Annotated in this window: 21 protein-coding genes; 18 read left to right on the top strand and 3 right to left on the bottom strand. The window is 72.8% G+C overall.

What is annotated here, in order from left to right:
- Nucleotides 1-55: 55 nt before the first annotated feature.
- Both dinB and M8542_RS28845 read left to right on the top strand, forming a co-directional pair.
- Nucleotides 56-1,270, top strand: a complete 1,215-nt coding sequence (gene dinB, locus M8542_RS28850) for a DNA polymerase IV (protein WP_257923471.1) — start codon at nt 56-58, stop codon at nt 1,268-1,270.
- A 571-nt stretch (nt 1,271-1,841) separates the two neighbouring features.
- On the top strand, nt 1,842-2,252 hold the full coding sequence (locus tag M8542_RS28845; RefSeq protein WP_257923403.1) for an SCO2097 family morphological protein: 411 nt from the start codon (nt 1,842-1,844) through the stop codon (nt 2,250-2,252).
- 81 nt (nt 2,253-2,333) lie between these two features.
- On the opposite strand, the gene M8542_RS28840 is transcribed toward M8542_RS28845, so the two are convergent.
- The 3 genes from M8542_RS28840 to M8542_RS28830 form a co-directional block, all read right to left on the bottom strand.
- Complete coding sequence (locus M8542_RS28840) at nt 2,334-4,850, bottom strand: transglutaminase TgpA family protein (RefSeq protein WP_257923402.1); 2,517 nt, start codon at nt 4,848-4,850, stop codon at nt 2,334-2,336.
- A 76-nt stretch (nt 4,851-4,926) separates the two neighbouring features.
- On the bottom strand, nt 4,927-6,201 hold the full coding sequence (locus M8542_RS28835) for a DUF58 domain-containing protein (RefSeq protein WP_257923401.1): 1,275 nt from the start codon (nt 6,199-6,201) through the stop codon (nt 4,927-4,929).
- Nucleotides 6,202-6,226: 25 nt separating this feature from the next.
- Nucleotides 6,227-7,294, bottom strand: a complete 1,068-nt coding sequence (locus tag M8542_RS28830) for an AAA family ATPase (protein ID WP_257923400.1) — start codon at nt 7,292-7,294, stop codon at nt 6,227-6,229.
- A gap of 303 nt (nt 7,295-7,597) precedes the next feature.
- Between M8542_RS28830 and M8542_RS28825 the strand changes: the two genes are divergently transcribed.
- The 16 genes from M8542_RS28825 to M8542_RS28750 all read left to right on the top strand — a co-directional run bounded on the left by M8542_RS28825 (nt 7,598) and on the right by M8542_RS28750 (nt 25,144).
- Nucleotides 7,598-7,948 carry a hypothetical protein gene (locus M8542_RS28825; protein ID WP_257923399.1) on the top strand — a complete coding sequence of 117 codons (351 nt, stop codon included), beginning with the start codon at nt 7,598-7,600 and terminating at the stop codon, nt 7,946-7,948.
- Nucleotides 7,941-8,492: a DUF3558 domain-containing protein gene (locus tag M8542_RS28820; RefSeq protein WP_443642424.1), complete on the top strand. Its 552-nt coding sequence runs from the start codon at nt 7,941-7,943 to the stop codon at nt 8,490-8,492. Before M8542_RS28825 ends, M8542_RS28820 begins: the two co-directional genes overlap by 8 nt.
- A gap of 12 nt (nt 8,493-8,504) precedes the next feature.
- Nucleotides 8,505-9,062 (top strand): PPE domain-containing protein, encoded by a 558-nt coding sequence (locus tag M8542_RS28815; RefSeq protein WP_257923398.1) that lies wholly within the window; start codon nt 8,505-8,507, stop codon nt 9,060-9,062.
- Nucleotides 9,059-9,790: an ESX secretion-associated protein EspG gene (locus M8542_RS28810; RefSeq protein WP_257923397.1), complete on the top strand. Its 732-nt coding sequence runs from the start codon at nt 9,059-9,061 to the stop codon at nt 9,788-9,790. The genes M8542_RS28815 and M8542_RS28810 overlap by 4 nt, the downstream gene beginning before the upstream one ends.
- 531 nt (nt 9,791-10,321) lie before the next feature.
- Nucleotides 10,322-10,753: a division/cell wall cluster transcriptional repressor MraZ gene (gene mraZ / locus M8542_RS28805; protein ID WP_086670270.1), complete on the top strand. Its 432-nt coding sequence runs from the start codon at nt 10,322-10,324 to the stop codon at nt 10,751-10,753.
- Between the two features lie 211 nt (nt 10,754-10,964).
- The gene (gene rsmH, locus M8542_RS28800) at nt 10,965-11,918 is read left to right on the top strand and encodes a 16S rRNA (cytosine(1402)-N(4))-methyltransferase RsmH (protein ID WP_257923396.1); all 954 of its coding nucleotides are present in this window, start codon (nt 10,965-10,967) and stop codon (nt 11,916-11,918) included.
- A complete protein-coding gene (ftsL, locus tag M8542_RS28795; RefSeq protein ID WP_257923395.1) occupies nt 11,915-12,631 on the top strand; it encodes a cell division protein FtsL in 717 nt (238 codons plus the stop codon). Before rsmH ends, ftsL begins: the two co-directional genes overlap by 4 nt.
- On the top strand, nt 12,631-14,550 hold the full coding sequence (locus M8542_RS28790) for a peptidoglycan D,D-transpeptidase FtsI family protein (protein WP_257923394.1): 1,920 nt from the start codon (nt 12,631-12,633) through the stop codon (nt 14,548-14,550). Before ftsL ends, M8542_RS28790 begins: the two co-directional genes overlap by 1 nt.
- Nucleotides 14,551-14,786: 236 nt before the next feature.
- Nucleotides 14,787-16,331: a UDP-N-acetylmuramoyl-L-alanyl-D-glutamate--2,6-diaminopimelate ligase gene (locus M8542_RS28785; protein ID WP_257923469.1), complete on the top strand. Its 1,545-nt coding sequence runs from the start codon at nt 14,787-14,789 to the stop codon at nt 16,329-16,331.
- Nucleotides 16,328-17,830: a UDP-N-acetylmuramoyl-tripeptide--D-alanyl-D-alanine ligase gene (locus M8542_RS28780; protein WP_257923393.1), complete on the top strand. Its 1,503-nt coding sequence runs from the start codon at nt 16,328-16,330 to the stop codon at nt 17,828-17,830. Before M8542_RS28785 ends, M8542_RS28780 begins: the two co-directional genes overlap by 4 nt.
- Entirely contained in the window at nt 17,827-18,909 is a 1,083-nt protein-coding gene (mraY, locus tag M8542_RS28775) for a phospho-N-acetylmuramoyl-pentapeptide-transferase (RefSeq protein WP_257923392.1), read from the top strand. The genes M8542_RS28780 and mraY overlap by 4 nt, the downstream gene beginning before the upstream one ends.
- Nucleotides 18,910-18,911: 2 nt before the next feature.
- Nucleotides 18,912-20,318 carry a UDP-N-acetylmuramoyl-L-alanine--D-glutamate ligase gene (gene murD / locus M8542_RS28770; protein WP_257923391.1) on the top strand — a complete coding sequence of 469 codons (1,407 nt, stop codon included), beginning with the start codon at nt 18,912-18,914 and terminating at the stop codon, nt 20,316-20,318.
- Nucleotides 20,305-21,807 carry a putative lipid II flippase FtsW gene (ftsW, locus tag M8542_RS28765; protein WP_257923390.1) on the top strand — a complete coding sequence of 501 codons (1,503 nt, stop codon included), beginning with the start codon at nt 20,305-20,307 and terminating at the stop codon, nt 21,805-21,807. Before murD ends, ftsW begins: the two co-directional genes overlap by 14 nt.
- On the top strand, nt 21,804-22,928 hold the full coding sequence (murG, locus tag M8542_RS28760; RefSeq protein WP_257923389.1) for an undecaprenyldiphospho-muramoylpentapeptide beta-N-acetylglucosaminyltransferase: 1,125 nt from the start codon (nt 21,804-21,806) through the stop codon (nt 22,926-22,928). The genes ftsW and murG overlap by 4 nt, the downstream gene beginning before the upstream one ends.
- Nucleotides 22,921-24,309, top strand: coding sequence for a UDP-N-acetylmuramate--L-alanine ligase (gene murC, locus M8542_RS28755; RefSeq protein WP_257923388.1), 1,389 nt, complete (start codon nt 22,921-22,923; stop codon nt 24,307-24,309). The genes murG and murC overlap by 8 nt, the downstream gene beginning before the upstream one ends.
- A gap of 4 nt (nt 24,310-24,313) precedes the next feature.
- A complete protein-coding gene (locus M8542_RS28750) occupies nt 24,314-25,144 on the top strand; it encodes a cell division protein FtsQ/DivIB (RefSeq protein WP_257923387.1) in 831 nt (276 codons plus the stop codon).
- The last annotated feature ends 308 nt before the right edge of the window (nt 25,145-25,452 follow it).

The following is a 25,452-nucleotide window of genomic DNA, read 5'->3' as shown; positions in this document are numbered from 1 at the left end:
GGTGGTGGCCGGTAGCGTCCGGGCCGTGGGGCGAAACGCTGAGCTGCCAGGAGGCATGGGCCGGTTCCGGGTCCGGCCGGGGGAACCGCTGCCGGACGACACCGGCTGCGGGCTGCTGCACGTCGACATGGACGCGTTCTTCGTGTCGGTCGAGCTGCGGACCCGGCCCGAGCTGGCGGACCGGCCGGTGGTCGTGTCCGGCGGCGGGCCGCGCGCGGTGGTGGCCGCGGCCAACTACCCGGCGCGGAAGTTCGGCGTGCGCTCGGCGATGCCGTTTTCGACGGCGAAGCGGCTGTGCCCGCACCTGATCAACATCCCGCCGACGGGCGGGCTCTACAGCGAGGTCTCCCGCGGCGTGATGGGCATCTTCCGCGAGCTGACGCCGCTGGTCGAACCACTGAGCCTCGACGAGGCCTTCCTGGACGTCAGCGGGGCTCTGCGGCGGCTCGGTGCCACGCCGGCCGCGCTGGGGGCGGAGATCCGCGCGCGGGTCGCGGCGGAGCACGGGATCACCTGCTCGGTCGGGGTGGCGAAGGTCAAGTTCGTCGCGAAGCTGGCCTCGGGCATGGCGAAGCCGGACGGGATGGTCGTCGTGCCGGCGGCGGAGACCCTGGCGTTCCTGCACCCGCTGCCGGTGTCGGCGCTGTGGGGCGTCGGCGCGCGCACGGAGGAACAGCTGCGGCGGCTGGGTCTCGACACGATCGCCGACGTCGCGGCGTTCCCGCCGGAGCGGCTGAAGAAGTCGCTGGGCGTGGCGGTGGGCGAGCACCTGTACCGCCTCGCGCACGGCGTGGACGAGCGCTCGGTGGTGGTCGACTCGCCGGAGAAGTCGATCGGCGCGGAGCACACGTTCGACGTGGACCGCCATTCCCGCGCCGAGCTGGGCCTGGAGCTGCTGCGGCTGGCGAACCGGGTGGGCGCGACGCTGCGGGAGCGCGGGGTGCGCGGGCGGACGGTGTCGATCAAGGTGCGGTTCGCGGACTTCCGCACGATCACCCGCGCCCGCACGCTGGTCTCGGCGACGGACGTGGCCCGCGAGATCCACGCGGTGGCGGTGGCGCTGCTGGCCGAGCACGCGCCGACGGGGGCGGTGCGGCTGATCGGGGTGCGGGTCGAGGGTCTGGACACGGGCGAGGCGGGCGAGCAGCTGGTGTTCGACTCACCGGCGCCGAGGTGGCGCGACGCGGAGGTGGCGGCGGACGTGGCCCGCTCGAATTTCGGGTCTGCGGCCGTGCGGCCGGCTTCGCTGCTGGGGCCGCGGAAGGAGTGAGGGGGCGGTGAGTTCGGGAGGGCCGCGGGGCGGAGGGCCGGGGTGAGCCGGGGGTCGGTGAGGCGCGCGTTGCTCTCTCGGCGATGGCCGGGCAGCCCGTCGTCGAGGGCTCAGCAGACTCCGGCCCCTGCGAGGATGCTCGCGCAACCGCTTTCTCGCGGGCCCGGCGAGGCAAGCCCGGCTGCTCGCTGCCGGACCTGAGCCGAGCCGAGTGCGGGCCCATGCCCCCGGCGCCCGCCCCCGCCCGGCGCAGGTGACTCGTTCATCACCCTCCCCGCGGCCACCACACGCCCGCCCCACCAGTCCGCATACCCTCGGTGATCCTGCCCGCCGTCAACCTCCCCCACACCGCCGCCGAGGCCGTGAATTGGTTACCGACGGCTACGATGACCGCCCGCGACCCCGATCCGGAAGGATTCAGCCCAATTCGATCCCTTCTGGATGCGGGATCGGGTAGTCGTCCGGGCGCGGGCCTCGTATCCTGGACAGTGCCACCCCGCCTGGGGTTGGCTGTTGGGTCCAGAACGTTGCGCGGCCCGGCGCCCGCGACAGCTGTGCCGGAGGAGGAAAGATGCCACTCTCCGAGCATGAGCAGCGGCTGCTCGATCAGATCGAGCGCGAGCTCTATGCCGAGGACCCCAAGTTCGCATCCACGGTGCGTGGCACCCGGTTGCGTCGCCCCGCTCGCCGACGGCGTATTCAGGGCATCGCCCTGTTCGTAGTGGGCGTGGCCCTGCTGGTGCTGGGCGTGGTGGTACCGCAGTTCCGGGTGGCCGACATCCCGCTGATCAGCGTGCTCGGGTTCCTCGTGATGTTCTTCGGGGTCATGTTGGCCGTCACATCGATTCGGCACGGCGCCGAAGCGGACGGCAAGGGCGGTGGATCGGGCTCCCGCGGCGGCGGTGGCAAGCAATCCGGCCGCCGCAGCTCCTTCACCCAGCGGATGGAGGAGCGCTTCCGCCAGCGTTTCGAGGAACAGTAGCGCCGCGAGACCACGAGATCCGCGTCCCGCCCTCGGGCGAGACGCGGATCTTCTTGTGTGCTCGGCCCCAGGGGGCGAGCCTCAGTCGCGGTTGCGGAACAGCGAGCGCGGGAACAGCCGGCCCTTCCAGGACAGCGGCGCGTTGCGGTGCAGGCTCCGCCGCACGTGGTCGAACGCCGAAGGCAGCGTCGGGTCGGGCCTGCCGTCCTCGCCGTACCACGACCGCTCCACCACGCCGATGACCGTGCGGAGGCCGTCGCGGCCCTCGTCGTCCAGGTGGTGCTTCGCCGCCAGCTTCTGGCCCGCCACCCGGATCGTGTCGCTCGGCGGGATCGGCAGCCCGCGGTCCGCGCACTCCGCCCGCAGCTCCGACCACGCCGCGTCCGCCGCGCCCGGCCGCTGCCCGACGATCTCCTGCAGCCGGCGCCGCCGCCGGACGTCGCGGGCCGCCGACGGGCCCAGCAGGCCGGCCAGCAGCAGCACCACGATCAAGCTGAACCACCACACCAGCAGCCACGAAAGCGCACCCAGCACCGCCACCCACAACACCGTGGTGATCAGCGGCATCCAGTTCTTCAGCACCGCCCGGAACCCGGTCAGCGCCGGCATGCTCTCCGGCTGGGCTTCGGGTCGTCTTCGGTAGAGGACCGTCGCCACCAGAACCTGGAAGGTTGCCAGCACGGCGAGCGTGATCAGCACCCAGACGAGCACCCACAGCCAGCCCGGCGCGCCCGCTTCGGTCGCTTGCGGGCCCTGGGCCTGCGAATTCTGCTCGGTGTCGCGCGGGGCGCCGGTCGGCGCCGCACTCGACTGGACCGTGCTCGGCGCCACCTGCGTGTCGTCCGGCTGGTTGCCGTCCTGGGAGCCGGCCTGCAGGTACGGCGGGGTGATGCCGCGGCCGTCGGACAGCGGGGTCGGGTCGAACGTCACCCAGCCCTTCTCGCCGAAGTACGCCTCGACCCACGCGTGCGCGTCCTGGCTGCTGATCGACAGGTAGTCGTTCACCTGGGTGCCCGGGGTGAACCCGATCGCCACCCGCGACGGGATGCCCGCCACCCGCAGCATCACCGCCATCGCGGACGCGAACTGCTCGCAGAAGCCGCGCTTGCCGTTGAGGATGAAGTCGGCGAGCGCGTCGGCGTCGTTCGCCGGCGCGGTCTTCGTGTCGTAGACGAACCCGTTCTGCGCCGTGAAGTAGCGCCAGATCGCCGACGCCCGGTCGAAGTCGTTGGACTCGTTGGCGATCAGCTGCTGCGTCTTCGCGCGGACGCGGTCGTCGACCCGGTCGATCTGCGTGTAGCGCGGCGGCAGGTCGTCGACCCGCGACGTCACCCGCAGCTCCTGGGCCGTGGGCTCCTTCAGCGACGCGTATTCGGTGTACGACGGCGGGTTTTCGCTGCGCGTGGTGAAGACCGTGCCGCTCACCTGGTCGTACAGGTAGCCGGTGCCCGCGCCGTCGATGACCCGCGGCGCGCCGAAGACCGGCAGCCAGTTGTCGCGCCAGCTCGTCGGCTCGACGTCGATCCGCCGGGCCGCGCCGCTGCCGTCGTCGCCCGGGGCGGGCGGCAGCTGCGGCCCGACCTGGACGCCCTGCTGCGAGCGGCCCTCGTCGTGCAGGCCCCAGCCCTTGTTGGGGTAGTAGGTGTCCAGCGTCAGCGCACGCAGCAGCCGACGGTCGGTGCCGAGGCCGCGGACCTTGAACAGCTCGCGGTTGGACCCCTGGTCGAGCATGCCGCGCAGCTCGGTGAACGGCTGGATGCCGAACCCGCCGGCGCCCGCGCCCGGGCCGTCGCCGCCGTTGCCGAACGGGATCCGCCCGACCGTGCCGACCCAGGTGATCGCCCCGCCGAAGAGGCCGAGCACGATCGCCGCGGCCACGACCGCGACCGGCGCGGACAGCACGGCCGGCTTGCCGCTGCGCCCGGGCGCCTCGCGGGTCCGCCAGCGCCGGTGCCGGTGGTTGCCGTCGACGGCCAGCAGGCCCGCGAACGCGGCGCCGCCGAGCAGGAACGTCCACCACGGCAGCATTTCTTCGCTCAACGCGGCCGGCACGGCGTAGACGCAGAGCAGCACCAGCCCGGTCGCGGCGGGCGCCGCGGCGGCCACGGTCAGCGTGTCGACGAGGACGGCGACCAGGCCGATCAGGATCGTGACGAGGCAGAGGATCGGCTGGCTGCCCTCGACGGGCGGCAGCCCCACCCGGATCTGTTCGGCGGCGGCCGAAAGCGTGTTCCCGATTTCGCCGAAGGCTTCCGGGCCGGGGATGACCTGCAGGATCCCGTGCGTGGTGAACGCGCCGGTGATCAGGAAGAGCAGCACGAGCAGCTGGCCCAGGCCGACCAGCACGGTCGGCACCTGCAGCGACCGCAGCGCGAGCCCGGTGGCGGCGATCAGCAGCACGGCGACGAAGAGGTAGCCGAACCAGGCCAGCCCGGAGACGACGCTGGTGACCGAGGTGGCCGCGCAGAGCGTGGCGACCCCGGCGGCGGCCGGCGCGAGCAGGCTGCCGCGCCAGGCGGACAGGGGGTGCTGGGACGCGGGGCGCCGTGGCCGGCTCGCCGGGGAACCGGACGGCCGGGGCGGGGCGGCGGTGCTCATCGCGGACCACCGATCGGGGAGAAGGAGCGCCGGGCGGTCATCGCCGGCGGCTGTCCGGCGTGCTGGTGCGTGCAGCTCATCGCGGACCGCCGATCAGCGTGCCGCGGCGGGCGCCGCTCCGGCACAGCTCCGCCCACACCTGGGGCATCGGCGAGCCGGGCCCGGCGATCACCACGCCCCAGCCGGACGCGCGCAGCAGCGCCGCCGAGTCCTCCGTGGCCGCGGCCCGCTGCTCCGGCGCGCTCACCCCCGCCGACCAGGTCGGCGTGTCGAGCAGGACGGCCAGGCTGCGGATGCCCCGCGGGCGGAACTGGGCGAGCTCGTGGACGGCTTCGGTGCTGATCGTGCCGAGGATGGCGATCAGCTCCTGGCCGTCGGCGGGGTCGCTGGCGAGCGTGATGTCGCGCTGGTGCGCCGGCTGCAGCGCGGCCAGCGCGTCGAGCACCACGTGGTCGTAGTGGTCGCCGCCGTCGCCCGGGGTGTCCGCGAGCGTGACGCCGTGCTCGGTCACCAGCTTGACGCGGTGCCCGGAGCGGCGCAGGTGCAGCGCGGCCGAAGCGGCGAAGGAGACCGCCCACTCGAGGCTGGCGGCGGGGCCGGCGCCGTGGTGGGCGGCGGCCCGGTGGTCGAGCAGCACCGTGGTGCCGCCGCGCCACGGCCGTTCCTCGACGCGGACCATGATCTCGTCGCGGCGGGCGGTGGAGCGCCAGTGCACCTTGCGCAGGTCGTCGCCCTGGCGGTACTGGCGGACGATCACGTCGGCCTCGCCCTGCCCGGCGTGCAAGCGGACCGTGCCGTCGTCGCCGACGCCGATCCCCGCGCCGCTGGGCAGGCCCCACAGCGCCACCACCCGCGGCACGACGACCAGCCGCGAGTGGCCGATCAGCTCGCGCTCGAACTCGCACAGCCCGAACGGGTCGGTGATGGTCGCGCGCAGCGGCCCGACCTGCTGGATCCCGCGCAATACCGGCTGCAGCGGGTAGCGCAGCGCGACGCGGCGGTCGTGCGGGAGCCGCTCGACGACGAACCGCGGCCGCGAACCCAGCGCGTACGGCACGCCGTCCTCGAGGAGGATCTCGCCGGCCGGCAGCCGGCCGCTGCGCCACAGCTCCAGCTGCACTTCGCCGTTGCCGCCCACCGCGACCCGCTGGGGGTGCAGCGCGCGGGTGGCGCCGATGCGCAGCCGGGTCGCCGAGATGAACGCGGCGACCAGCAGCGGCAGCGCCACGACGAACACCGCGACGCGCAGCAGGTCGCGTTCGTTGAGCACGAACGAGCACACCGCGGCCGCGATCCCCGCGGCCAGCAGGCAGCGGCCGCGGGTGGTCAGGCCGGACAGGGCACGCAGCATGCCGATTCCCCCTTCGCCGGTGGGACTAGGGGCGGGAGCCCTGCGGCACCGGCACGCGGTGCAGCACGGCTCGCACGACGTCGGTCGCCGACCGGCGTGCCGCGTGGGCTTCGGTGGTCAGGACCAGCCGGTGGGCCAGCACCGGCACCGCGATCGTGTGCAGGTCGTCCGGCACGACGTAGTCGCGGCCCGACAGCGCCGCCTGCGCCCGCGCGGCGCGGACGAGGTGCAGCGTCGCGCGCGGGGACGCGCCGAGCCGGATCTCGGGGACGCCGCGGGTGGCCGCGACGAGGTCGACGGCGTAGCGGCGGACCTCCGGCGCGATGTGCACCCCGCGGACCGTCTCGATCAGCCGGTGCACGGTCTCGCCGTCGGAGACCGGCTGCAGGTCTTCGAGGGGGTTGTGACCGGCGTGCTCGTCGACCATGGCCAGCTCGGCCTGCTGGTCGGGGTAGCCGATGGAGACCCGCGCGGTGAAGCGGTCGCGCTGGGCCTCGGGCAGCGCGTAGGTGCCTTCCATCTCGATCGGGTTCTGGGTGGCGATCACCATGAACGGCTCGTCGAGGTGGTAGGTCGAGGTGTCGACGGTGACCTGGTGCTCTTCCATGCACTCCAGCAGCGCCGACTGCGTCTTCGGCGAGGCGCGGTTGATCTCGTCGCCCACCACGATGTTCGCGAACACCGGGCCGGGGCGGAACTCGAAGTCACCGCTCTGCCGGTTGTAGATCGAGACGCCGGTGACGTCGCTCGGCAGCAGGTCCGGGGTGAACTGGATGCGGCTGACCGTGCAGTCGATGGACCGCGCCAGCGCCTTGGCCAGCGACGTCTTGCCGACGCCGGGCACGTCTTCGACCAGGAGGTGGCCTTCGGCCAGGAGCGTGACCAGGGCGATCCGGATGACGTCGGGCTTGCCGACCAGCACCCGCTCCACGTTGGCGGCGATCCGCCGCGCGGTCTCGTGCAGTTCGTCCAGCGACACTCTCGCCGGGCGGCCGGGGGCGCGGCCGTTGCCCGGGGACTCCGCCGGATAAGGCGGTCGCCCGGATGCCTGCTCGCCCGATCCGGGCGCCGCAGACTGGATTCTCGACGTCACTCGACCTCCTGGTGGCGCATGGCCGCGCGCACTGTGCGCACCGCCGGGCCCGACGGCCCCTCGCTGCTGTCCGTGCGCAGCGACAGCCTTCCATCCAGTGTGTCAAACCCGGGCGAACCAGGGGGCGGAACCCCGCGAAGCCGGGGGAATCACGCACGGCACGACGGTCGATGACACTGCGCAAGCAGGGACGATACCCCGAACGGGTGTGTTGTCACCCGATTCTGGGTGCTCCCGCTGACCCGCTGTTCTGTCGTATGCTGCGGATCGAGATCGTCCCGTTACGGAGAGGCGTAACCGCTCATGAGCGAGGTGCGAGCGCAACCACCGTACGACGTCCGAGGGTTCGCGGTCGCGCCCGAGCTGGCCACCGACGCCTACGCGAAGCTCGGCGCCCTGCAGGACGTCGTCGGCGAGATGGTCCGCGAGGCCAAGGTGCTCGGCCGGACCGTGCCGCTCGGCGGCGGGTACGCGGGGGAGATCGGCAAGTTCATGGCGGAGTACGGCATCGGCGGCCGCGGCTCGGCCGTGCAGCAGCTGACCGCGTTCGGCAAGGAGCTCGAGACGCTGAAGCACCGGATCGGCACGGCGCTGGCGAAGTACCAGCACGCCGACGAGACCGCGGCGGACGGAGTGGACTGCACCGGTGGCTGAGCGGATGCGACTGCTGTGGGTGCCGGCGCTGCTGGTGCTGGCCGCCGGGTGCGGGCAGCGGCCGGCCGCCCAGCCGGCCGCCGAGGGGCACGCTTCCGCGCACGCCACCGCCACGGCCGAGCCTCCGCCGGTGGCCGGCTGGACCGGCCTGGCCGCACTCGACCCCTGCACGCTGCTCGGCCCGCAGGACCGGTCGGCGGCCGGGGTGAGCGTGCTCGGCAAGCCCAAGAGCATCGCCGGTGACCGCGCGTGCGACTGGACGGTGCCCGGCACCTTCGGCGTCACGGTGACCCTCAGCGACACCGACAGCCTGGCCGACCTCGAGGTCGCGCGGAAGACGGCCACGAAGACGAAGGTCGGCACCCACCAGGCCCTGCAGGTCGCGGACAAGAAGGCCGCCGACGGCACCTGCGCGGTGCTGCTCGGGGTGGGTGACGCGGCCAGCGTCCAGATCGACGTCAGCAACACCGGCTTCTCGGACACCCCGCTCGCGTGCCGCCGCGCGGGCACGGTGGCCGGGCTGGTCGAGCCCAAGCTGCCCTGAGAGAGGTGCGCCGTGACCGAGCCCCCCGTGCCCACCGCGCGGTACGAGTCCTACAGCCACGAGGCGATGGCCGCGGAAGTCGAGGCCGGCAACGACCCGGTCGCGGCGGGCGAGGCGGGGGCGCGCTGGGAGGAGCTGGCGAAGCGGCTGCACGAGTCGACCGCCGACCTCGCCGCGCTGATCAGCTCCTCGCAGGAGAACTGGCGGGGTGAGGCGGGCGACGCGGCGCGGGCGGCGGTGGGCCGGGCCGCGCAGTGGCTTTCGCACTCCGCGTCGGTGTCGGCCTCGGTGGCCGGGGCGGTCGGCGCCCAAGCGGACGCGGCGGCGCGGGCCCGCGCCGACATGCCGCCGCCGGTGACCTACGACCCGGCGTCGATGATCCGGGACGCCGCGTCGTCCGGCAGCGTGCTCGTCCTGTCGGGGCTGGCCGACGAGATGGCGGCCCGCCGCGCCGAGGCGGAAGCCGCGCGGCAGAAGGCGATCGACGTCATGCGGACCCGCGACGCCGCACTGCGCGGCCACGTGCCCGCCGAGACGTTCCCGGCCCCGCCGGCGCTGGGGCCGGCTTGATCCGGGTTTCGGCGTCGGCGTTCGACATCCTCTGGACCGACCTCGGCCACGACCGGCCGCCGGAGCCGCTGAGCGTCCGCAGCGTCGGCGGCACGGAGCAGGAGCGCGCCGAGGTGCGGAAGGCGGTGTACGAGAACCTCGCCGAACGCGGCCTCTACGACGGTTCGGCGCTGGAGCCCGCACTGGCCGCGCGCCTGGAGCTCCTGGCGGCCGGCGAGGTGTACGTCGCGTGCGAAGCGCTGGCCGACATGACGGCGCCGACGCCGTTCCGCGCGGTGACGGCGGCCCTCGGCCGCCGGGGTGTGCTGGCGACCCAGCCCGAGCAGACGATCGCCCTGGACTCGATCCGCCCGGGCGAGCTGGGCACGGCACTGGTGGACGTCCTGCCCCAGCTGGAGGCCGGCCCGGGCTACGGCGTCAGCTTGTCGGCGTCGGCGCTGGCGGACCCGGGCTCCGCCCGCTCGGCGGCGTCGGCCACGCAAGTGCAGGAGGTGCTGGCGATCCAGGCCCGCCCGGTGTACGCGGCGGGCCAGTTCAGCGTCAGCCGCCGCGCGCCGTCGGGCCGGGTCACGAGGGTGGGTGGCCTGACGTGGTTCGACACGGACGTCGGCGCGTACTGCGCGACGAAAACCCCGGGCCGCGGCGGCGAGGACTGGGTGAACGTGACACCGGTGAACAGCACCCGCCTGGCCACCCACATCACAGCCCTGCTCAACCCCCCGGACTGACTCGCCGCGCGTGCTTGGAAAGGCATCACGCGTGATTGAAGGGGCATCACGTGTGATTGGAGAGGCATCACGGTGATGCCCGTCGGGTCACGGGTGATGCCCGCTGGATCACGGGTGATGCCTGTCGGATCACGGGTGATGCCCCGCTCGTCACGCGGGTGTCTCCACTTTGCTCCACCCCGGTCCCCACTCCGACCCACCTGGGGGCCCCACTTGGCCCCACCGGGGTTCGCGCTCGGCTCCACTCGGGGGTTTGTGGGGTTCTCGCGGCCGTTATGCGGACGTCTGGGGAACAGCTGAGGTTGCTCCGGCCCCCGGCGCGGGGGATCTTGGCCACCGTCCCCCACCACACCCCCCACCGACCCCCACCCTGCTGACCTGCGCAAACAAAGCACACGACGGAGTGAGCCGGGCTTTTCACGCGTTGACTGTGGTGAAAAGTGGGGTACGGTGGTGGCCAGTGGGGCGGAAGGGAAGCCCCGGAGCCGTCCGTGGTGGTTTACCACCTCAGGCGGTAGGGAGGTGGAGGCCGTGTTCCTCGGCACCCACACCCCGAAGCTGGACGACAAAGGGCGGCTCGCGCTGCCCGCGAAGTTCCGTGACGCCTTGGCGGGTGGGCTGATGCTTACCAAGGGGCAGGACCACTGCCTCTTCGTCTTCCCCCGCGCCGAGTTCGAGCAGATGGCGCGCAAGGTCGCCGAGGCCCCGTTCACCAACGAGGCCGTCCGGGCCTACCAGCGCTACCTGTTCGCGGGCACGGACGAACAACGGCCGGACGGCCAGGGGCGCATCAGCATCGCGCCCGAGCTCCGCCGCTACGCGGGGCTCAGCAAGGAATGCGTGGTGATCGGGGCGATCACCAGGCTGGAGATCTGGGACGCCCAAGCGTGGCAGGGCTACCTGGAGGAACACGAAGACAGCTACGCGAAGGCTCGAGAGGAAGTACTGCCGGGCGTCTTCTAGGCGTGTGGCCGCGGTGCACCTTCGTCGTCGGGGGACGAAGAGGTTCGCCGTCCGCACGCCGGGGCGCGCCCACCCGGATGCCGTGAGGCCTCTGTCCGCTCAAATGGCCCTGGTGCACCTTCCCCGGTACCAGGTCAGCAAGCGGGCGGACAGGGACCTGACGGCATCCGCCATATTTCCCCCCGAGCCACCGAGAAAGGGGGGAGGGAACATGACGGCACCCGAGCACGTCCCGGTGCTGCTCGGCCGCATCGTCGAGCTGTTCACCCCCGTGTTCGCCGACCGCGACGCGGTTCTCGTGGACGCGACCGTCGGCCTCGGCGGGCATTCCGACGCCCTCCTCGAAGCCTTCCCGCGACTGCACCTGGTCGCCCTGGACCGCGATCCCGCCGCGCTCGAGAAGTCCGCCGAACGCCTGGCCCGCCACGGCGACCGCGTCGACTTCGTGCACACGGTCTACGACGGACTCCCCGAAGCGCTCGAAGGGCTGAACCTCACCAAGGCCGACGGCATCCTCTTCGACCTCGGCGTCTCGTCGATGCAGCTGGACCGCGCCGAGCGCGGGTTCGCCTACGCCAAGGACGCGCCGCTCGACATGCGGATGGACCCGACCACCGGGTTCACCGCCGCCGACGTGCTCAACACCTACGCGCCCGGCGAGCTGATCCGGATCCTGCGCGACTACGGCGAAGAACGCTTCGCGCAGCGGATCGTCCGTGCCGTCGTCAACGAGCGCGAGAAGGAGCCGTTCACCATGAGCGGACGCCTGGTCGAGCTGCTCTACGACGCCGTCCCGGCGGCCAGCCGGCGCACCGGCGGGCACCCGGCCAAGCGCACGTTCCAGGCGTTGCGGATCGAGGTCAACGGCGAGCTGGAGGTCCTGCGCCGGGCGATGCCCGCCGCGCTGGGCGCCCTGCCCGTCGGCGGCCGCATCGTCGTCGAGTCCTACCAGTCGCTGGAAGACCGGCTCGTCAAGCAGGCGCTGGCCGAGCTGGCGAAGTCCCGCACGCCGGAGGGGCTGCCGGTCGAGCTGCCGGGCCACGGGCCGGAGCTGAAGCTCCTGACCCGCGGGTCCGAGAAGGCCGGCGAAGAGGAGATCGAACACAACCCGCGCGCCGCTTCGGTGCGGTTGCGGGCCGCAGAGAGGATCGGAGAGCCGCGATGACCGCTCCCACGAAGTCCCGCCGCCGCGCCGCGCCGGCGACGCGGGGCCGCGCCGATGCCTCGACCACCGTCGAGCCGGACCCGCAGACCCTCGAGCCGGGCAAGACCGCGCCGCGCCGCGCGTCGCGGGGGCGCACCAGCGCGGCCGAACGCGCCTACGCGCGCCGCGCCCAGCGTGCCGACCTGCTCAAGGAGCGCGAGCCGCGCCCGGCGCCGAAGAAGGCCGAGCCCGGCGAACCCACGCCGAAGCTGAAGCTGAAGCTCCTGCTGCCGAAGTCGCGGGCGTCGTTCGTGCTGATGATGATGGCGCTGCTGGCCGTCGGCGTGGCCACCACGCTGTGGCTGACCACGCAGGCGATCGCCGACTCCTACCGGCTCGAGCAGCTGCGCACGACCAACGCGAACCTGGCCGAGACCAAGGAGCAGCTGCAGCGCGACGTCGCGAAGGCGGAATCGCCCGCGTCGCTGGCCCCCGCGGCCCAGCAGCTCGGCATGGTGCCCGGGGACGACCCGGCGCGCATCGTCGTCGGCCCGGACGGCAAGACCTCGCTCGTCGGCGAGCCCAAGAAGGCGAAGCCGGACACGCCGGCGGTGCCCGTCGCGCCGCCGGCCGCGCCCGCCGCGGGCACGCAGTCGCAGCAGGGCGCCCCGATCGAGGGCGACCAGCCCGCGGTGCCCGCCGAAGAGCAGCAGCAGCCCGGAGGCGGCCAGTGATGGCTTCGAGCCGGGGCCAGGGTCGTTCGCGCGCCGGGAGCGCCCGGCGGACCTACGCCGCCGGGACGCGCAGCGCGGCCGCGCGCCGGGGCAACGGCGGCAACCGCGGCCGGTTCTCGGTCGTGCGGCTGCTGCTGGTCGCCGTGCTGCTCGTCGCGGGCGTGAAACTGGTGCAGGTGCAGTGGTTCGACGCCGCGGCGCTCTCGGCCGCGGCCGAGCGGCAGCGCACCCAGACCATCGACATCCCGGCCCAGCGCGGGTCCATTGTGGACCGCAACGGCGCCAAGCTCGCGTTCAGCGTCGAGGTGCGCACGCTCTCGGTGAACCTCAAGGCCTTGCGCAAGAGCATGACCGACTTCGCCGCGAAGAACCCCGGCACGAAGCGGACGTTCGACACCGAGACCGCCGAAGCCGCGAAGTACATCGCCGGCAAGCTGCCGAACGTGATCGGCGAGCAGCAGCTGCTCGACCTGTTCCACAAGCAGGCGTCCTTCACCTACCTGGTGAACAACGTCGAGCCGTCGGTCGCCGCCGACATCGTCAAGCACTTCGCGTGGATCGGTGTCGAGAAGCGCGCGCTGCGCGAGTACCCGGGTGGCAGCCTGGCCGCGAACATCGTCGGCGCCGCGAACTGGCGCTCCGACGACCCGGACGTGTCCAAGCACAACCTGCACGGCCTCATCGGGCTCGAGCTCGTCCGCGACAACGACCTGGCGGGCACCCCGGGCCGGATGCTGGTCAACACCAAGAACGGCAGCGACAACGTCGTCATCCCGGGCACCGAGCGCGACCTGCAGGCCGCCGTGCCCGGCTCGGACCTCGAGCTCACCGTCGACTCCGACCTGCAGTACGAGGTGCAGCGGCAGCTGTCGGACTACGTCCAGCAGTCGCACGCCAAGGGCGGGCAGGCCGTCGTCATGGACAGCAAGACCGGCGAGGTCTACGCGCTGGCCAACGACAAGACCTTCGACCCGAACGACCAGACGACCTGGACCGCCGACGACCTGAACAACCCGGCGGTCACCACGCCGTTCGAGCCCGGGTCGGTCAACAAGGTCGTCACCGCCACCGGCGCGATCGACGAAGGCATCGCGACGCCGGAGTCGACGGTGCAGGTGCCCGGTTCGCTGCAGGTCGCGGACAAGACCGTGCACGACGCCTGGACCCACGGCACGCAGACGTTCACCACCGCCGGGATCTTCGCGAAGTCGTCCAACATCGGCACGCTGCTGCTGGCCCAGAAGATCGGGGAGGAGCACTACTCGGAGCTGCTGAAGCGGTTCGGGCTCGGCCAGCGCACCGGCGTCGGCCTGCCCGGCGAGAGCGCGGGCGTCGTGCCGGCGCGCAGCCAGTGGTCGGCGACCACCTTCGGCAACCTGCCGATCGGGCAGGGCCTGTCGATGACCGTGCTGCAGATGGCCGGGATGTACCAGGCGATCGCGAACGACGGCCTGCGCGTCGAACCCCGGATCGTCAAGGCGAAGGTCAACCCGGACGGGACCACGGTGCCCGAGCCGGCCCCGAAGAGCGTCCAGGTGGTCAGCCCGCAGACGGCCAAGACGGTGCGCGACATGATGCGCGCGGTCGCGCAGAACGGCAAGGGCCTGCAGAAGGGCACCGCGCCGACGGCGGCGGTGGAGGGCTACCAGATCTCCGGCAAGACGGGCACCGGCCAGCAGGTCGACCCGCGGACGAAGGCCTACAGCGACCACCTGTACAACATCACCTTCGCCGGCATCCTGCCCGCCGACCACCCGCGGTTCGTCGTCGGCATCCGGCTGGACGCGCCGGACACGACGCTGCCGGTCGGGCACTCCGCCGCACCGCTGTTCCACAGCATCGCTTCGTACCTGACGCAGCGGTACCAGATCCCGCTGTCGGACGGGCCGTCGCCGGAAGTCCCGCTCATCGTGCAATAGGCACTGTGCGTCAAAGCCCCCTCACCGGTGTGAGGGGGCTTTCGCGTGTCCAGCGTCCACTTCGGTCCGGAGCACCCGGGAAGTCCTTGCGCCGCAACGGGGAGCGACGAGCCACCTAGCACATGTCCCTCAGCCGCGCGCAATCGCCGTACCGCGTGACGAGCCCCCGAACGGCCGCCGGTAGCCTCTTGGCCGTGTCCGAGTCCACGTCCCGTTCCCAGGTGCCGGAAAGCCCGGTGAAAGCGGTCCCCGCGCCGCCGCGCCCGGCGCGCATCGACCCGGTCCCGCTGGCGACCCTGCTCGCCCGGGCGGACGCGCGCCTGATCGCCGACTCGCCCGACGCCGCCGAGCTGACCGTCACCGGCACGACGCTGCGGGCCCAGCACGTGCTGCCCGGGGACCTCTTCGCGGCCCTGCCCGGCGCCCGCGCGCACGGCGCCGACTTCAGCGACCAGGCGATCGCCGCCGGCGCCGTCGCGGTCCTCACCGACGCCGAGGGCGCCGAGCGGCCCGCGCTGCGCGACGCCGGCGTCCCGATCCTCGTGCACACCGACCCGCGTGCCGCCCTCGGCGAGATCGCCGCCTGGATCTACGGCGAGCCGTCGCTGCGGCTGGCCGTCCTGGGCGTCACCGGGACCGCCGGCAAGACCACGACGTCCTACCTGGTCGACGCCGGGCTGCAGGCCGCGGGCCTGACCACCGGCCTGATCGGCACCGTGGAGACCCGGATCGCCGGTGAACGCCTGGTCAGCGGGTTCACCACGCCCGAGGCGCCGGACCTGCAGGCGCTGCTCGCGGTGATGCTGGAGCGCGGCGTCACGCACGTGCCGATGGAGGTCTCCAGCCACGCGCTCGCGCTGGGCCGGGTCAACGGCACCCGGTTCGCGGTCGGCGCGTTCACCAACCTCTCCCAGGACCACCTGGACTTCCACAAGGACATGCAGGAGTACTTCGCCGCGAAGTCGCTGCTGTTCGACGGCCGCTCGACCAGCGAGGTCGTCGTGGTCGACAGCGCGTGGGGGCAGGCGCTGCTCACCCCGCAGACGATCACGGTCACCACGGACCCGGGCACCGACGCCGCGTGGAAGGCCACCGGCCTCGAAGCCACCCCGCACGGCGAGCAGACCTTCACGCTGCAGGGCCCGGAAGGCGAGAGCGCGCGGGCGAAGATCCCGCTGCCCGGCGAGTTCAACGTCGCCAACGCCGTGCTGGCCGCCGCGATCCTGAGCACCGCGGGCGTGAGCCTGGAGCACATCGTCGCCGGGCTCGCCGACGTGCAGGTGCCGGGCCGGATGGAGCGGGTCTACGTCGGCCAGGCGTTCACCGCCGTCGTCGACTACGCGCACAAGCCGGCCGCGGTCTCGCAGGGCCTGGACGCGCTGCGGGCCCGCGCCGAGGGCCGGATCATCACCGTGCTCGGCTGCGGCGGCGACCGCGACACCGCGAAGCGCCCGATGATGGGCGAGGCGGCGGCCCGCCGCAGCGACGTCCTGATCGTCACCGACGACAACCCCCGCTCCGAGGACCCCGCGGCCATCCGCGCCGCGATGCTCGCCGGCGCCCGCGCGGTCGGTCCCGCCGAGGGCGGCGAGGTCGTCGAGATCGGCGACCGCCGCGAGGCCATCGCGCACGCCGTCGAGCTCGCCGGGCCGGGCGACATCGTCTTCCTCGCCGGCAAGGGGCACGAGTCCGGCCAGGAGGCCGGCGGCGTCGTGCACCCGTTCTCCGACCGCGACGAGCTGGCCGCGGCCATCCGCAACAAACTCGAGGTGAGTGTGTGATCGTGCTCAGCCTGGCCGAGATCGCCGACGTCGTCGGCGGCCGGCTGCACCACGCGGACCCGGGCACGCAGGTGACCGGCAGCGTGGAGTTCGACACCCGGAAGCTCACCCCCGGCGGCCTGTTCGTCGCCCTGCCGGGGGAGAAGGTCGACGGCCACGACTTCGCGGCGCAGGCCGTCGAGGCCGGCGCCGTGGCCGTGCTGGCCGCCCGCGAGGTCGACGCGCCCGCGATCGTCGTCCCGCCGCTCGCCCCCGGCGAGGCCCACGAGCGGTCGGTCGCGCTGACCGGCGACAAGGACGGCTCCGGCGCCGCGGTGCTGGCCGCGCTGGCCAAGCTCGCCCGGTTCGTCGTGCAGCGCCTGGCCGAGGGCACCCTGACCGTCGTCGGCGTCACCGGCTCGTCGGGCAAGACTTCGACGAAGGACGTCATCGCGCAGCTCCTGGAGCCGCTCGGCCCGACGGTGGCGCCGCCGGGCTCGTTCAACAACGAGCTGGGCCACCCCTGGACCGCCCTGCGGGCCGACGCGCAGACCCGGCACCTGGTGCTGGAGCTGTCCGCGCGCGGGCCCGGGCACATCGCCCACCTCGCGGAGATCGCGCCGCCGAAGATCGGCGTGGTGCTCAACGTCGGCAGCGCGCACGTCGGCGAGTTCGGCTCCCGCGAGGGCATCGCGAAGACCAAGGGCGAGCTGGTCGAGGCCCTGCCCGAGGACGGCGTCGCGATCCTCAACGCCGACGACCCGCTGGTCAGCGCCATGGCGAGCCGCACGAAGGCCCGCGTGGTGTACGTCGGCGAAAGCCCCTCGGCGCAGATCCGCGCGGAGAACATCACCCTCGACGACGAGGCCCGCGCGTCCTTCCGGCTGGTCACCCCGGCCGGCGCGGCCGACGTCCAGCTGCCGCTGCACGGCGAGCACCACGTCGGCAACGCGCTCTCGGCCGCCGCGGTGGCCCTGGAGCTGGGCGCGACGACCGAGGAGATCGCCCAGCGCCTCTCCGGGCTCGAACGGCGCTCCGCGCGCCGCATGGAGGTCGTCACCCGCGAAGACGGCGTGACGATCCTCAACGACTCCTTCAACGCCAACCCCGAGTCGATGCGGGCCGGCCTCAAGGCCCTCGCCGCGATGACGCGGGAGACCGGCCGCCGGTCCTGGGCCGTGCTCGGCGTGATGGGCGAGCTCGGCGCGGACGCGGTCACCGCCCACGACGAGATCGGCCGCCTGGTCGTCCGGCTCAACATCGCCAAGCTCGTCGTGATCGGGCCCGAGGCGGCGGCCATGCACCAGGGCGCGTTCCAGGAAGGCTCCTGGGGCGAGGAATCCACTCTGGTACCCGACGTCGAGGCCGCCACCGCCCTGCTGCATGATCAGCTCCGTCCCGGGGACGTGGTGCTGGTCAAGGCCTCGAAGGCCGCCGGTCTCTGGCGGGTCGCCGAGGCCCTGCTCGAACCCCGGGAAACCGACAACTCCGAGAATCGCTCGAACGGTGGTGACGCGTGATCAGCATCCTGATCGCGGCCGCGGCGGGCCTGCTGGTCTCCATCATGCTGACGCCCTACCTGATCCGGGTCTTCTCCCGGCAGGGCTTCGGCCAGGAGATCCGTGAAGAAGGCCCGCAGGGACACAAGTCCAAGCGCGGTACCCCGACCATGGGTGGTGTCGCGATCATCATCGCGATGGTCATCGGGTACTTCGCCGCGCACTTGATCAACTGGATGTTCAACTCCCGCAGCGGCGCGCCGACGGCCTCCGGGCTGCTCGTCCTGATGCTCGCCGTGGGCCTGGGGATCGTCGGGTTCCTCGACGACTTCATCAAGATCCGCAAGCAGCGCAACCTGGGGCTGAACAAGACCGCGAAGCTGGTCGGCCAGCTGGTGGTCACGGTCGCGTTCGCGGTGCTGGCGCTGAACTTCGCCGACGCCCGCGGCATCACGCCGGCGTCGCAGAGCCTGTCCTACGTCCGCGACCTCGCGCTGATCACCTTCCCCGCGGTGTTCTTCGTGATCTTCTGCTACATCGTGATCTCCGGCTGGTCGAACGCGGTGAACTTCACCGACGGCCTCGACGGCCTGGCCGGCGGCTCGGCGGCGATGGTGCTGGCGACCTACGTCGTCATCGCGTTCTGGCAGGAGCGGCTCAACTGCGCCAACGGCCCGGCGCAGGCCTGCTACGACGTCCGCGACCCGCTCGACCTGGCGGTGGTCGCCGCCGCGGCCACCGGCGCCTGCGTCGGGTTCCTCTGGTGGAACGCGGCCCCGGCCAAGATCTTCATGGGCGACACCGGCTCGCTGGCCCTCGGCGGCCTGGTCGCCGGCCTGTCGATGACCACCCGCACCGAGCTGCTCGCCATCGTCATCGGCGGCCTGTTCATGGTCGAGATGATCTCGGTGGTCGCGCAGATCGCGGTGTTCCGGACAACGCGGCGAAGGCTGTTCCGGATGGCGCCCTTCCACCACCACTTCGAGCTCGCCGGGTGGGCGGAAACCACGGTCATCATCCGGTTCTGGCTGCTCTCGGCGATCTGCTGCATGTTCGGCCTGGGCCTGTTCTACAGCGAGCAGCTCGGCTTCGGGGGCTGACCGTGGAGATCTCCGGTCGTCACGTTCTCGTCGCGGGGGCCGGGGTCACCGGCAAGTCGATCGTGCCCGCGCTGGTCGACCTCGGCGCGCGCGTCACGGTCACCGACGGCAACGCCGAACGCCTGGCCGAGCTGGACGGCCTCGGCGCGGAGCTGGTGCCGGGCCTGACCGAACCGCCGGAAGACGCCGTCCTGGTCGTCACGAGCCCCGGCTGGCGGCCGACGTCGCCGCTGCAGGTGGCCGCGGCCGAGGCGGGTGTCGAGGTGATCGGCGACGTCGAACTGGCCTGGCGGGTCGGGCAGCTGCGTGAGCACCCGCCGTCGTGGCTGGTGGTCACCGGCACCAACGGCAAGACGACCACCGTCGGCATGCTGGAGTCGATCCTCAAGGCCGCCGGCAGCAACGCCGTGGCCTGCGGGAACATCGGCTACGCGGCGCTCGACGCGGTCCGCGCCGGCTACGACGTGCTGGCCGTCGAGCTGTCGAGCTTCCAGCTGCACTGGTCCTCGACGCTGGCCCCGGACGCGGCGGTGGTGCTCAACCTCGCCGAGGATCACATCGACTGGCACGGCTCGATGGACGAGTACGCCGCGGCGAAGGGCCGCGTGTACACGCACGCCAAGGTCGCGGTGCACAACGCCGACGACGACTGGTCCACCCGGATCGCCGAAGAGCACGCGGCCGAGGGCGCCCGCCGCGTCGGGTTCCAGCTCGACACGCCGCGGGCCGGTGAGCTGGGGATCGTCGAAGACCTGCTGGTCGACCGCGCGTTCGTCGCCGACCCGGCGACCAGCGCCGAAGAGCTCGCGACCCTGTCGGACGTCCGCCCGGCCGGTCCCCACAACGTCTCGAACGCCCTCGCCGCGGCCGCGCTGGCCCGCGCGCACGGCGTCTCGCCGGAGGCCGTCCTCAAGGGGCTGCGCGAGTACCAGCCCGCCCCGCACCGGGCCGTCGAGGTGGCCGAGGTCGCCGGCGTCCGGTACGTCAACGACTCGAAGGCGACCAACCCGCACGCGGCCGCCGGGTCGCTGCGGGCCCACGAAAGCATCGTGTGGATCGCCGGGGGCCAGCTCAAGGGCGCCTCGGTCGACGAACTCGTCCGCAGCATCGGTGGCCGCCTCCGCGGAGTTGTGCTACTCGGTGTCGATTCACCCGTGATCGCCGCCGCTGTTGCGCGACACGCGCCGGATGTCCCGGTGAACAGCCTCCGTCCGGGTGACGATGAACCCATGACTGCGGCGGTGAGTGCGGCCAGCGCGATGGCCCGGCCAGGTGACGTGGTGCTGCTCGCACCCGCCGCGGCGTCGTTGGACATGTTCCCGAACTACGGCGCACGCGGCGACGCGTTCGCCGCGGCGGTGCACGTCCTCCGCGACGACGCAGCGGGGGAGCCGAGTGACGGTCACTGAACCCAAGCCGAAGACACCGCCGAAGCGGCCGCGCCGCGAGCGCAAGGAGAGCGGTTTCGTCGCCTTCCGCACCGCGCTGACCGCGTGGCTTTCGCGCCCGCTCGCGTCGTTCCACCTCGTGCTCGCCCTCACCGGCGTGCTCACCGTCATCGGCGTCGTCATGGTGCTCTCGGCGTCGTCGGTCGCCTCCTACGACCCGAAGACCGGCAGCGGCGTGTACTCGCTGTTCACCAAGCACCTCGTGTTCGTCGCGATCGGCTCGGTCGTGTTCTGGCTGGGCCTGCGGGTCAAGCTGGAGCGGATCCGCGCGATGTCGGCCACCGCCACGGTGATCTCCCTCGGCCTGCTGGTGCTGGTGCTGACCCCGCTCGGCTCGACGGTCAACGGCTCGCAGGGCTGGTTCCGGCTCGGCGACTTCACCTTCCAGCCGGTCGAGGCCGCGAAGGTGGCCCTGGCCTTCTGGGGCGCGCACATCCTGGTGATCAAGTACAACGTGATCCACCAGTGGCGGCACCTGCTGGTGCCGGTGGTGCCCATCGCGCTGCTGATGTTCGCCCTGGTCATGCTGCAGCCCGACCTCGGCGGCACAGTCACCCTGGCCGTCGTCCTGCTGGCCCTGCTGTGGTTCGCCGGCGCCCCGAAACGGCTGTTCGGCGTGATCCTCGCGGGCGGCCTGGCCGGCGTGCTCGTGCTCGCCCTGATCGCGCCCTACCGGCTCCAGCGCGTCATGTCGTTCCTGTCGCCGGACGCCGACACCAGCGCCGAGGGCTTCCAAGCCAACCAGGCCAAGCTCGCGCTCGCCGACGGCGGCTTCCTCGGCAAGGGGCTCGGCCAGGGCGCGTCCAACTGGGGCTACCTGCCGAACGTGCAGAACGACTTCATCTTCGCCCTGATCGGCGAGGAGCTCGGGCTGATCGGCTGCGTCGTCGTGCTCGCGCTGTTCGCCGGGGTCGCGATCGTGGGCCTGCGGATCGCCACCCGCAACATCGACCCGTGGATCCGGATCGTCTCCGGCACGCTGACGGTGTTCCTCGTGGCGCAGGCCGGCATCAACATCGGCTACGTCGTCGGCCTGCTGCCGGTCACCGGCGTCACGTTGCCGCTGATCTCCTACGGCGGCACCTCCCTGGTGATCACCATGCTCATCATGGGCGTGCTCGCGAACGCCGCCCGGCACGAACCGGAGGCGGTGGCCGCACTGCGCACACAGGGGCCGGGTAAATTCGGACGCCTGCTGCGGCTGCCCGCGCCCGATCCGTACCGCCCGCCCGCCACCCGCAAGGGGGCGGCGCGCACCGGGGCGAAGGCGGCCAGGCCGGCGCCCCGTGCGGCCCGGCCCGCCCCGGCGCAGGAACGACGCAGGTCGGTCCGCGAACCGGTGCGCCGCAGCGCGGCACGGACGAGCACGGCCACGTCTCGCGGCGGGGCCGCGCGGACAACAGCCAGCCGTGGTACCCGGAGTACCGCGAACCGGAGAGGTCATTGGTGAGCAAGCCCGTCAAGGGAACCGAGCGGTCCGCCGCGGGCAAGGCGCCCGTGGTCGTGGTCGCCGGAGGTGGCACCGCAGGACACATCGAACCCGCCCTCGCCCTGGCCGACGCCGTCAAGCGGCTGCGCCCGGACGCGACGGTCGTGGCGCTGGGCACCGAGCGCGGCCTGGAGAACAAGCTCGTCCCGGCCCGCGGTTACGACCTGGAGCTGATCCCGCCGGTCCCGCTGCCGCGCAAGCCGACGCCGGAGCTGCTCCGGCTGCCGCTGAAGGTGCGGGACTCGGTGCGCAAGACCCGTGAGGTGCTGGACCGGGTCGGCGCGGACGTCGTCGTCGGCTTCGGCGGTTATGTGGCCCTGCCGGCGTACCTGGCCGCGCGCGGGCGCGTCCCGATCGTCGTGCACGAGGCCAACAAGTCGGCGGGCCTGGCGAACAAGGTCGGCGCGCGGTTCGCGGCGCGCGTCGCGGTCGCCGTCCCGGGCACCCCGCTGCCGAAGGCCGAGGTCATCGGGATCCCGCTGCGGCGCTCGATCACGTCGCTGGACCGCGCCGGGCTCCGTGCCGAGGCCCGCGAGCACTTCGGGCTCGACCCGGACGCGCCGACGCTCCTGGTCTTCGGCGGCTCACAGGGCGCGCAGTCGATCAACGCCGCGGTGTCCGGCGCGGCGAAGGACCTCGCCGACGCCGGCGTCGGCGTGCTGCACGCGCACGGCCCCAAGAACACGCTGGTCGTGCAGGAGTTCCCGGGCAAGCCGGCGTACGTGCCGGTGCCGTACCTGGAGCGGATGGACCTGGCCTACGCCGCCGCCGACGTCGCGATCTGCCGGTCGGGCGCGATGACCGTCGCCGAGGTGACCTCGGTCGGGCTGCCCGCGGTGTTCGTCCCGCTGCCGATCGGCAACGGCGAGCAGGCCTCCAACGGCCGGCCCGCCGTCGACGCCGGCGCCGCCCTGATGGTCGAAGACGCCGACCTGAGCCCGGCCAAGGTCGCCGAGCTGGTCGTCCCGCTGGTCACCGACGCCGACCGCGTCGCGAAGATGAGCGCGGCGGCGGCCGGCATGGGCCACCGCGAGGCCGACGAGACCCTCGCCCGGATTGTTTTGGAGGCCGCCGGTGCTTGACCTGCCTGAGGAGCTGCGCCGGGCGCACCTGATCGGGATCGGCGGGGCCGGCATGTCCGGCATCGCGCGGATCCTGCTGGCGCGCGGGGCTTTCGTGTCGGGTTCGGACGCGAAGGAGTCGCGCGCGCTGCTGTCGCTGCGCGCGCAGGGCGCCGAGCTGTTCGTCGGCCAGAACGCCTCGAACATCGCCGCGCTTTCCCAGCCGCCGTCGGCGGTCGTGGTCTCGACGGCGATCAAGGAGACGAACTCGGAGCTGGTCGCGGCGCGCGCCGCCGGGATCCCGGTGCTGCACCGGGCCCAGGCGCTGGCCGGGCTGATGGAAGGCCACCGCGTCGCCTGCATCGCGGGGACGCACGGCAAGACGTCGACGACGTCGATGCTGACGGTGGCGCTGCAGCACTGCCGGCTCGACCCGTCGTTCGCCATCGGCGGCGACCTCAACGAGTCCGGCGCCAACGCCCATCACGGCGAGGGCGGCATCTTCGTCGCCGAGGCCGACGAGAGCGACGGCTCGTTCCTGACGTATTCGCCGTCGGTCGCGGTCGTGACGAACGTCGAGCCGGATCACCTGGACCACCACGGCACGGCCGAGGCCTACACGAAGGTCTTCGCCGACTTCGTGGGCCGGATCGTGCCGGGCGGGCTGCTGATCGTCTGCGGTGACGACGCCGCGGCGAACGAGCTGGGTGACCAGGCCGCCGAGCTGGGCGTCCGGGTGCGCCGGTACGGCCGCACGGCCACCGACGCGCGGATCTTGGACTACACCCCGGCGCCCGACGGCGGCGTGGTGCGGCTGTCGCTGGACGGCTCGGAGCTGTCGGTGCGGGTCGCGGTGCCGGGTGAGCACATGGCGTTGAACGCGGTCGCGGCGCTGCTGGCCGGGATCGAGCTGGGCGCGCCGGCGGCCGAGCTGGCCGACGGGCTGGCCGCGTTCGGCGGCGTCCGGCGGCGCTTCGAGTTCAAGGGCCGGGCGGGCGACGTCCGCGTCTACGACGACTACGCCCACCACCCGACCGAGGTGGCCGCGCAGCTGCGCGCGGTGCGGACCGCGGCCGGCGACGGCCGGGTCGTCGTCGTGTTCCAGCCGCACCTGTACTCGCGCACGAAGATGTTCTCTTCCGAGTTCGCGGCGGCGTTGTCGCTGGCGGACGAGGTCGTCGTGCTGGACGTCTACGGCGCACGGGAAGAGCCGGAGCCGGGCGTCACGGGCGCGTTGATCGCGGACCGCGTCACGGTGCCGGTGCACTACGAGCCGGCGTTCGACGTCGCGGCCGGGCTGGCGGCCGGGCTGGTGCGCGCGGGCGACCTGCTCGTCACCATGGGCGCCGGGGACGTGACGCAGCTGGGCCCGGAGATCCTCGCCGAGCTGGACAAGCGCTGACGCCATGAGTCCGACCAGGGAACGCCGCCGTCCGTCCTCCGACGAGGAGACACCGGATCGCGCCGCCCTGGCCCGGGAACGGCGGGGGCGGCGGTCGGAAGAGGAGCGCCGCCGCACGCGTGCGGCGGCGCGTCCGTCACCGCGCAAACGACCCAACCGGCGCGCCGAAATCCGCCGCCGCTGGGTGGCGCTGCTGTCGCTGCTGACCGTGATCGCCTTGGTGTACCTGCTGTTCTTCAGCTCGATGCTGGGGGCGCAGGAGGTCGCGGTCAGCGGTTCGCGAACGGTGACGGCGGACCAGATCCGCGCGGTGGCGGCGGTCCCGATGGACAAGCCGATGCTGCGGTTGAGCACCGACGAGATCCGCGACCGGGTGGCGGCGATGCCGGGCATCGCGACGGTCGAGGTGTCGCGTTCGTGGCCGAGCACGGTGGAGATCACGGTGACGGAGCGAACGGCGATCGCGTTCTTCGACAGCGGCCCGGGCGGCGACGGAGTCCACCTGGTCGACGGCGGCGGCGTCGTGTTCAAGACGGTGCCCGCGCGGCCGGCGGGCCTGCCGGAGCTCAAGCTGCCGAAGGTCTCGGCGGACGACCCGGTGACCCGCGCGGTGACGGCGGTCCTGGGCGTGATCCCGGAGCAGCTGCTGAAGCAGGTCACGACGGCAACGGCGAAAACCCCGGCGAGCGTGGAGTTCACGTTGTCGAGCGGGAAGATCGTCCGCTGGGGGACGGCGGAGCAGACGGACCGGAAGGCCAAGGTGCTCGCGGCGCTGCTCACCCAGGACGGCAAGGTCTACGACGTCGCGGCGCCGGAGCTGCCGACCATTTCCTGAGTCACGGCAGGGACGTCCGCAGGCGGCGGATGACTCGAAGGACCTCGTCCCGGTTCTTGGCCGACTTCAGCCAGGCCGGGAGCCGCTCCACCATGCTCATGGTGCCGGGGATCCGGTCGAGGTGGTCGGTGTTGTAGGCCCACAGGACCTTGCGGCGGCAGTCGGCCTGGAGCCACAGCGGCAGCCGGCGAACCGCTCCACCCGGACCAAGGGGTCACGGAACCGCTGGGCACTCATCGGCTCATCCTGCCCGACGCCGCCCGTCCTCTCCCGCTGATTTACGTGCGCCCGACTTCCCGTATGCCGTA

Origin of the sequence: Amycolatopsis iheyensis (genome assembly GCF_024703995.1) — a bacterium.
Classification (GTDB): domain Bacteria; phylum Actinomycetota; class Actinomycetes; order Mycobacteriales; family Pseudonocardiaceae; genus Amycolatopsis; species Amycolatopsis iheyensis.
This window is presented reverse-complemented; position numbering and strand designations above follow the sequence as displayed.

Bases quoted from the DNA above. Each gene is read 5' to 3' on its own strand.
- dinB (WP_257923471.1), top strand. From the start codon at position 56: ATGGGCCGGTTCCGGGTCCGGCCGGGGGAACCGCTGCCGGACGACACC.
- M8542_RS28845 (WP_257923403.1), top strand. From the start codon at position 1,842: ATGCCACTCTCCGAGCATGAGCAGCGGCTGCTCGATCAGATCGAGCGC.
- M8542_RS28840 (WP_257923402.1), bottom strand. From the start codon at position 4,850: ATGAGCACCGCCGCCCCGCCCCGGCCGTCCGGTTCCCCGGCGAGCCGG.
- M8542_RS28835 (WP_257923401.1), bottom strand. From the start codon at position 6,201: ATGCTGCGTGCCCTGTCCGGCCTGACCACCCGCGGCCGCTGCCTGCTG.
- M8542_RS28825 (WP_257923399.1), top strand. From the start codon at position 7,598: ATGAGCGAGGTGCGAGCGCAACCACCGTACGACGTCCGAGGGTTCGCG.
- rsmH (WP_257923396.1), top strand. From the start codon at position 10,965: ATGACGGCACCCGAGCACGTCCCGGTGCTGCTCGGCCGCATCGTCGAG.
- ftsL (WP_257923395.1), top strand. From the start codon at position 11,915: ATGACCGCTCCCACGAAGTCCCGCCGCCGCGCCGCGCCGGCGACGCGG.
- M8542_RS28790 (WP_257923394.1), top strand. From the start codon at position 12,631: ATGGCTTCGAGCCGGGGCCAGGGTCGTTCGCGCGCCGGGAGCGCCCGG.
- M8542_RS28750 (WP_257923387.1), top strand. From the start codon at position 24,314: ATGAGTCCGACCAGGGAACGCCGCCGTCCGTCCTCCGACGAGGAGACA.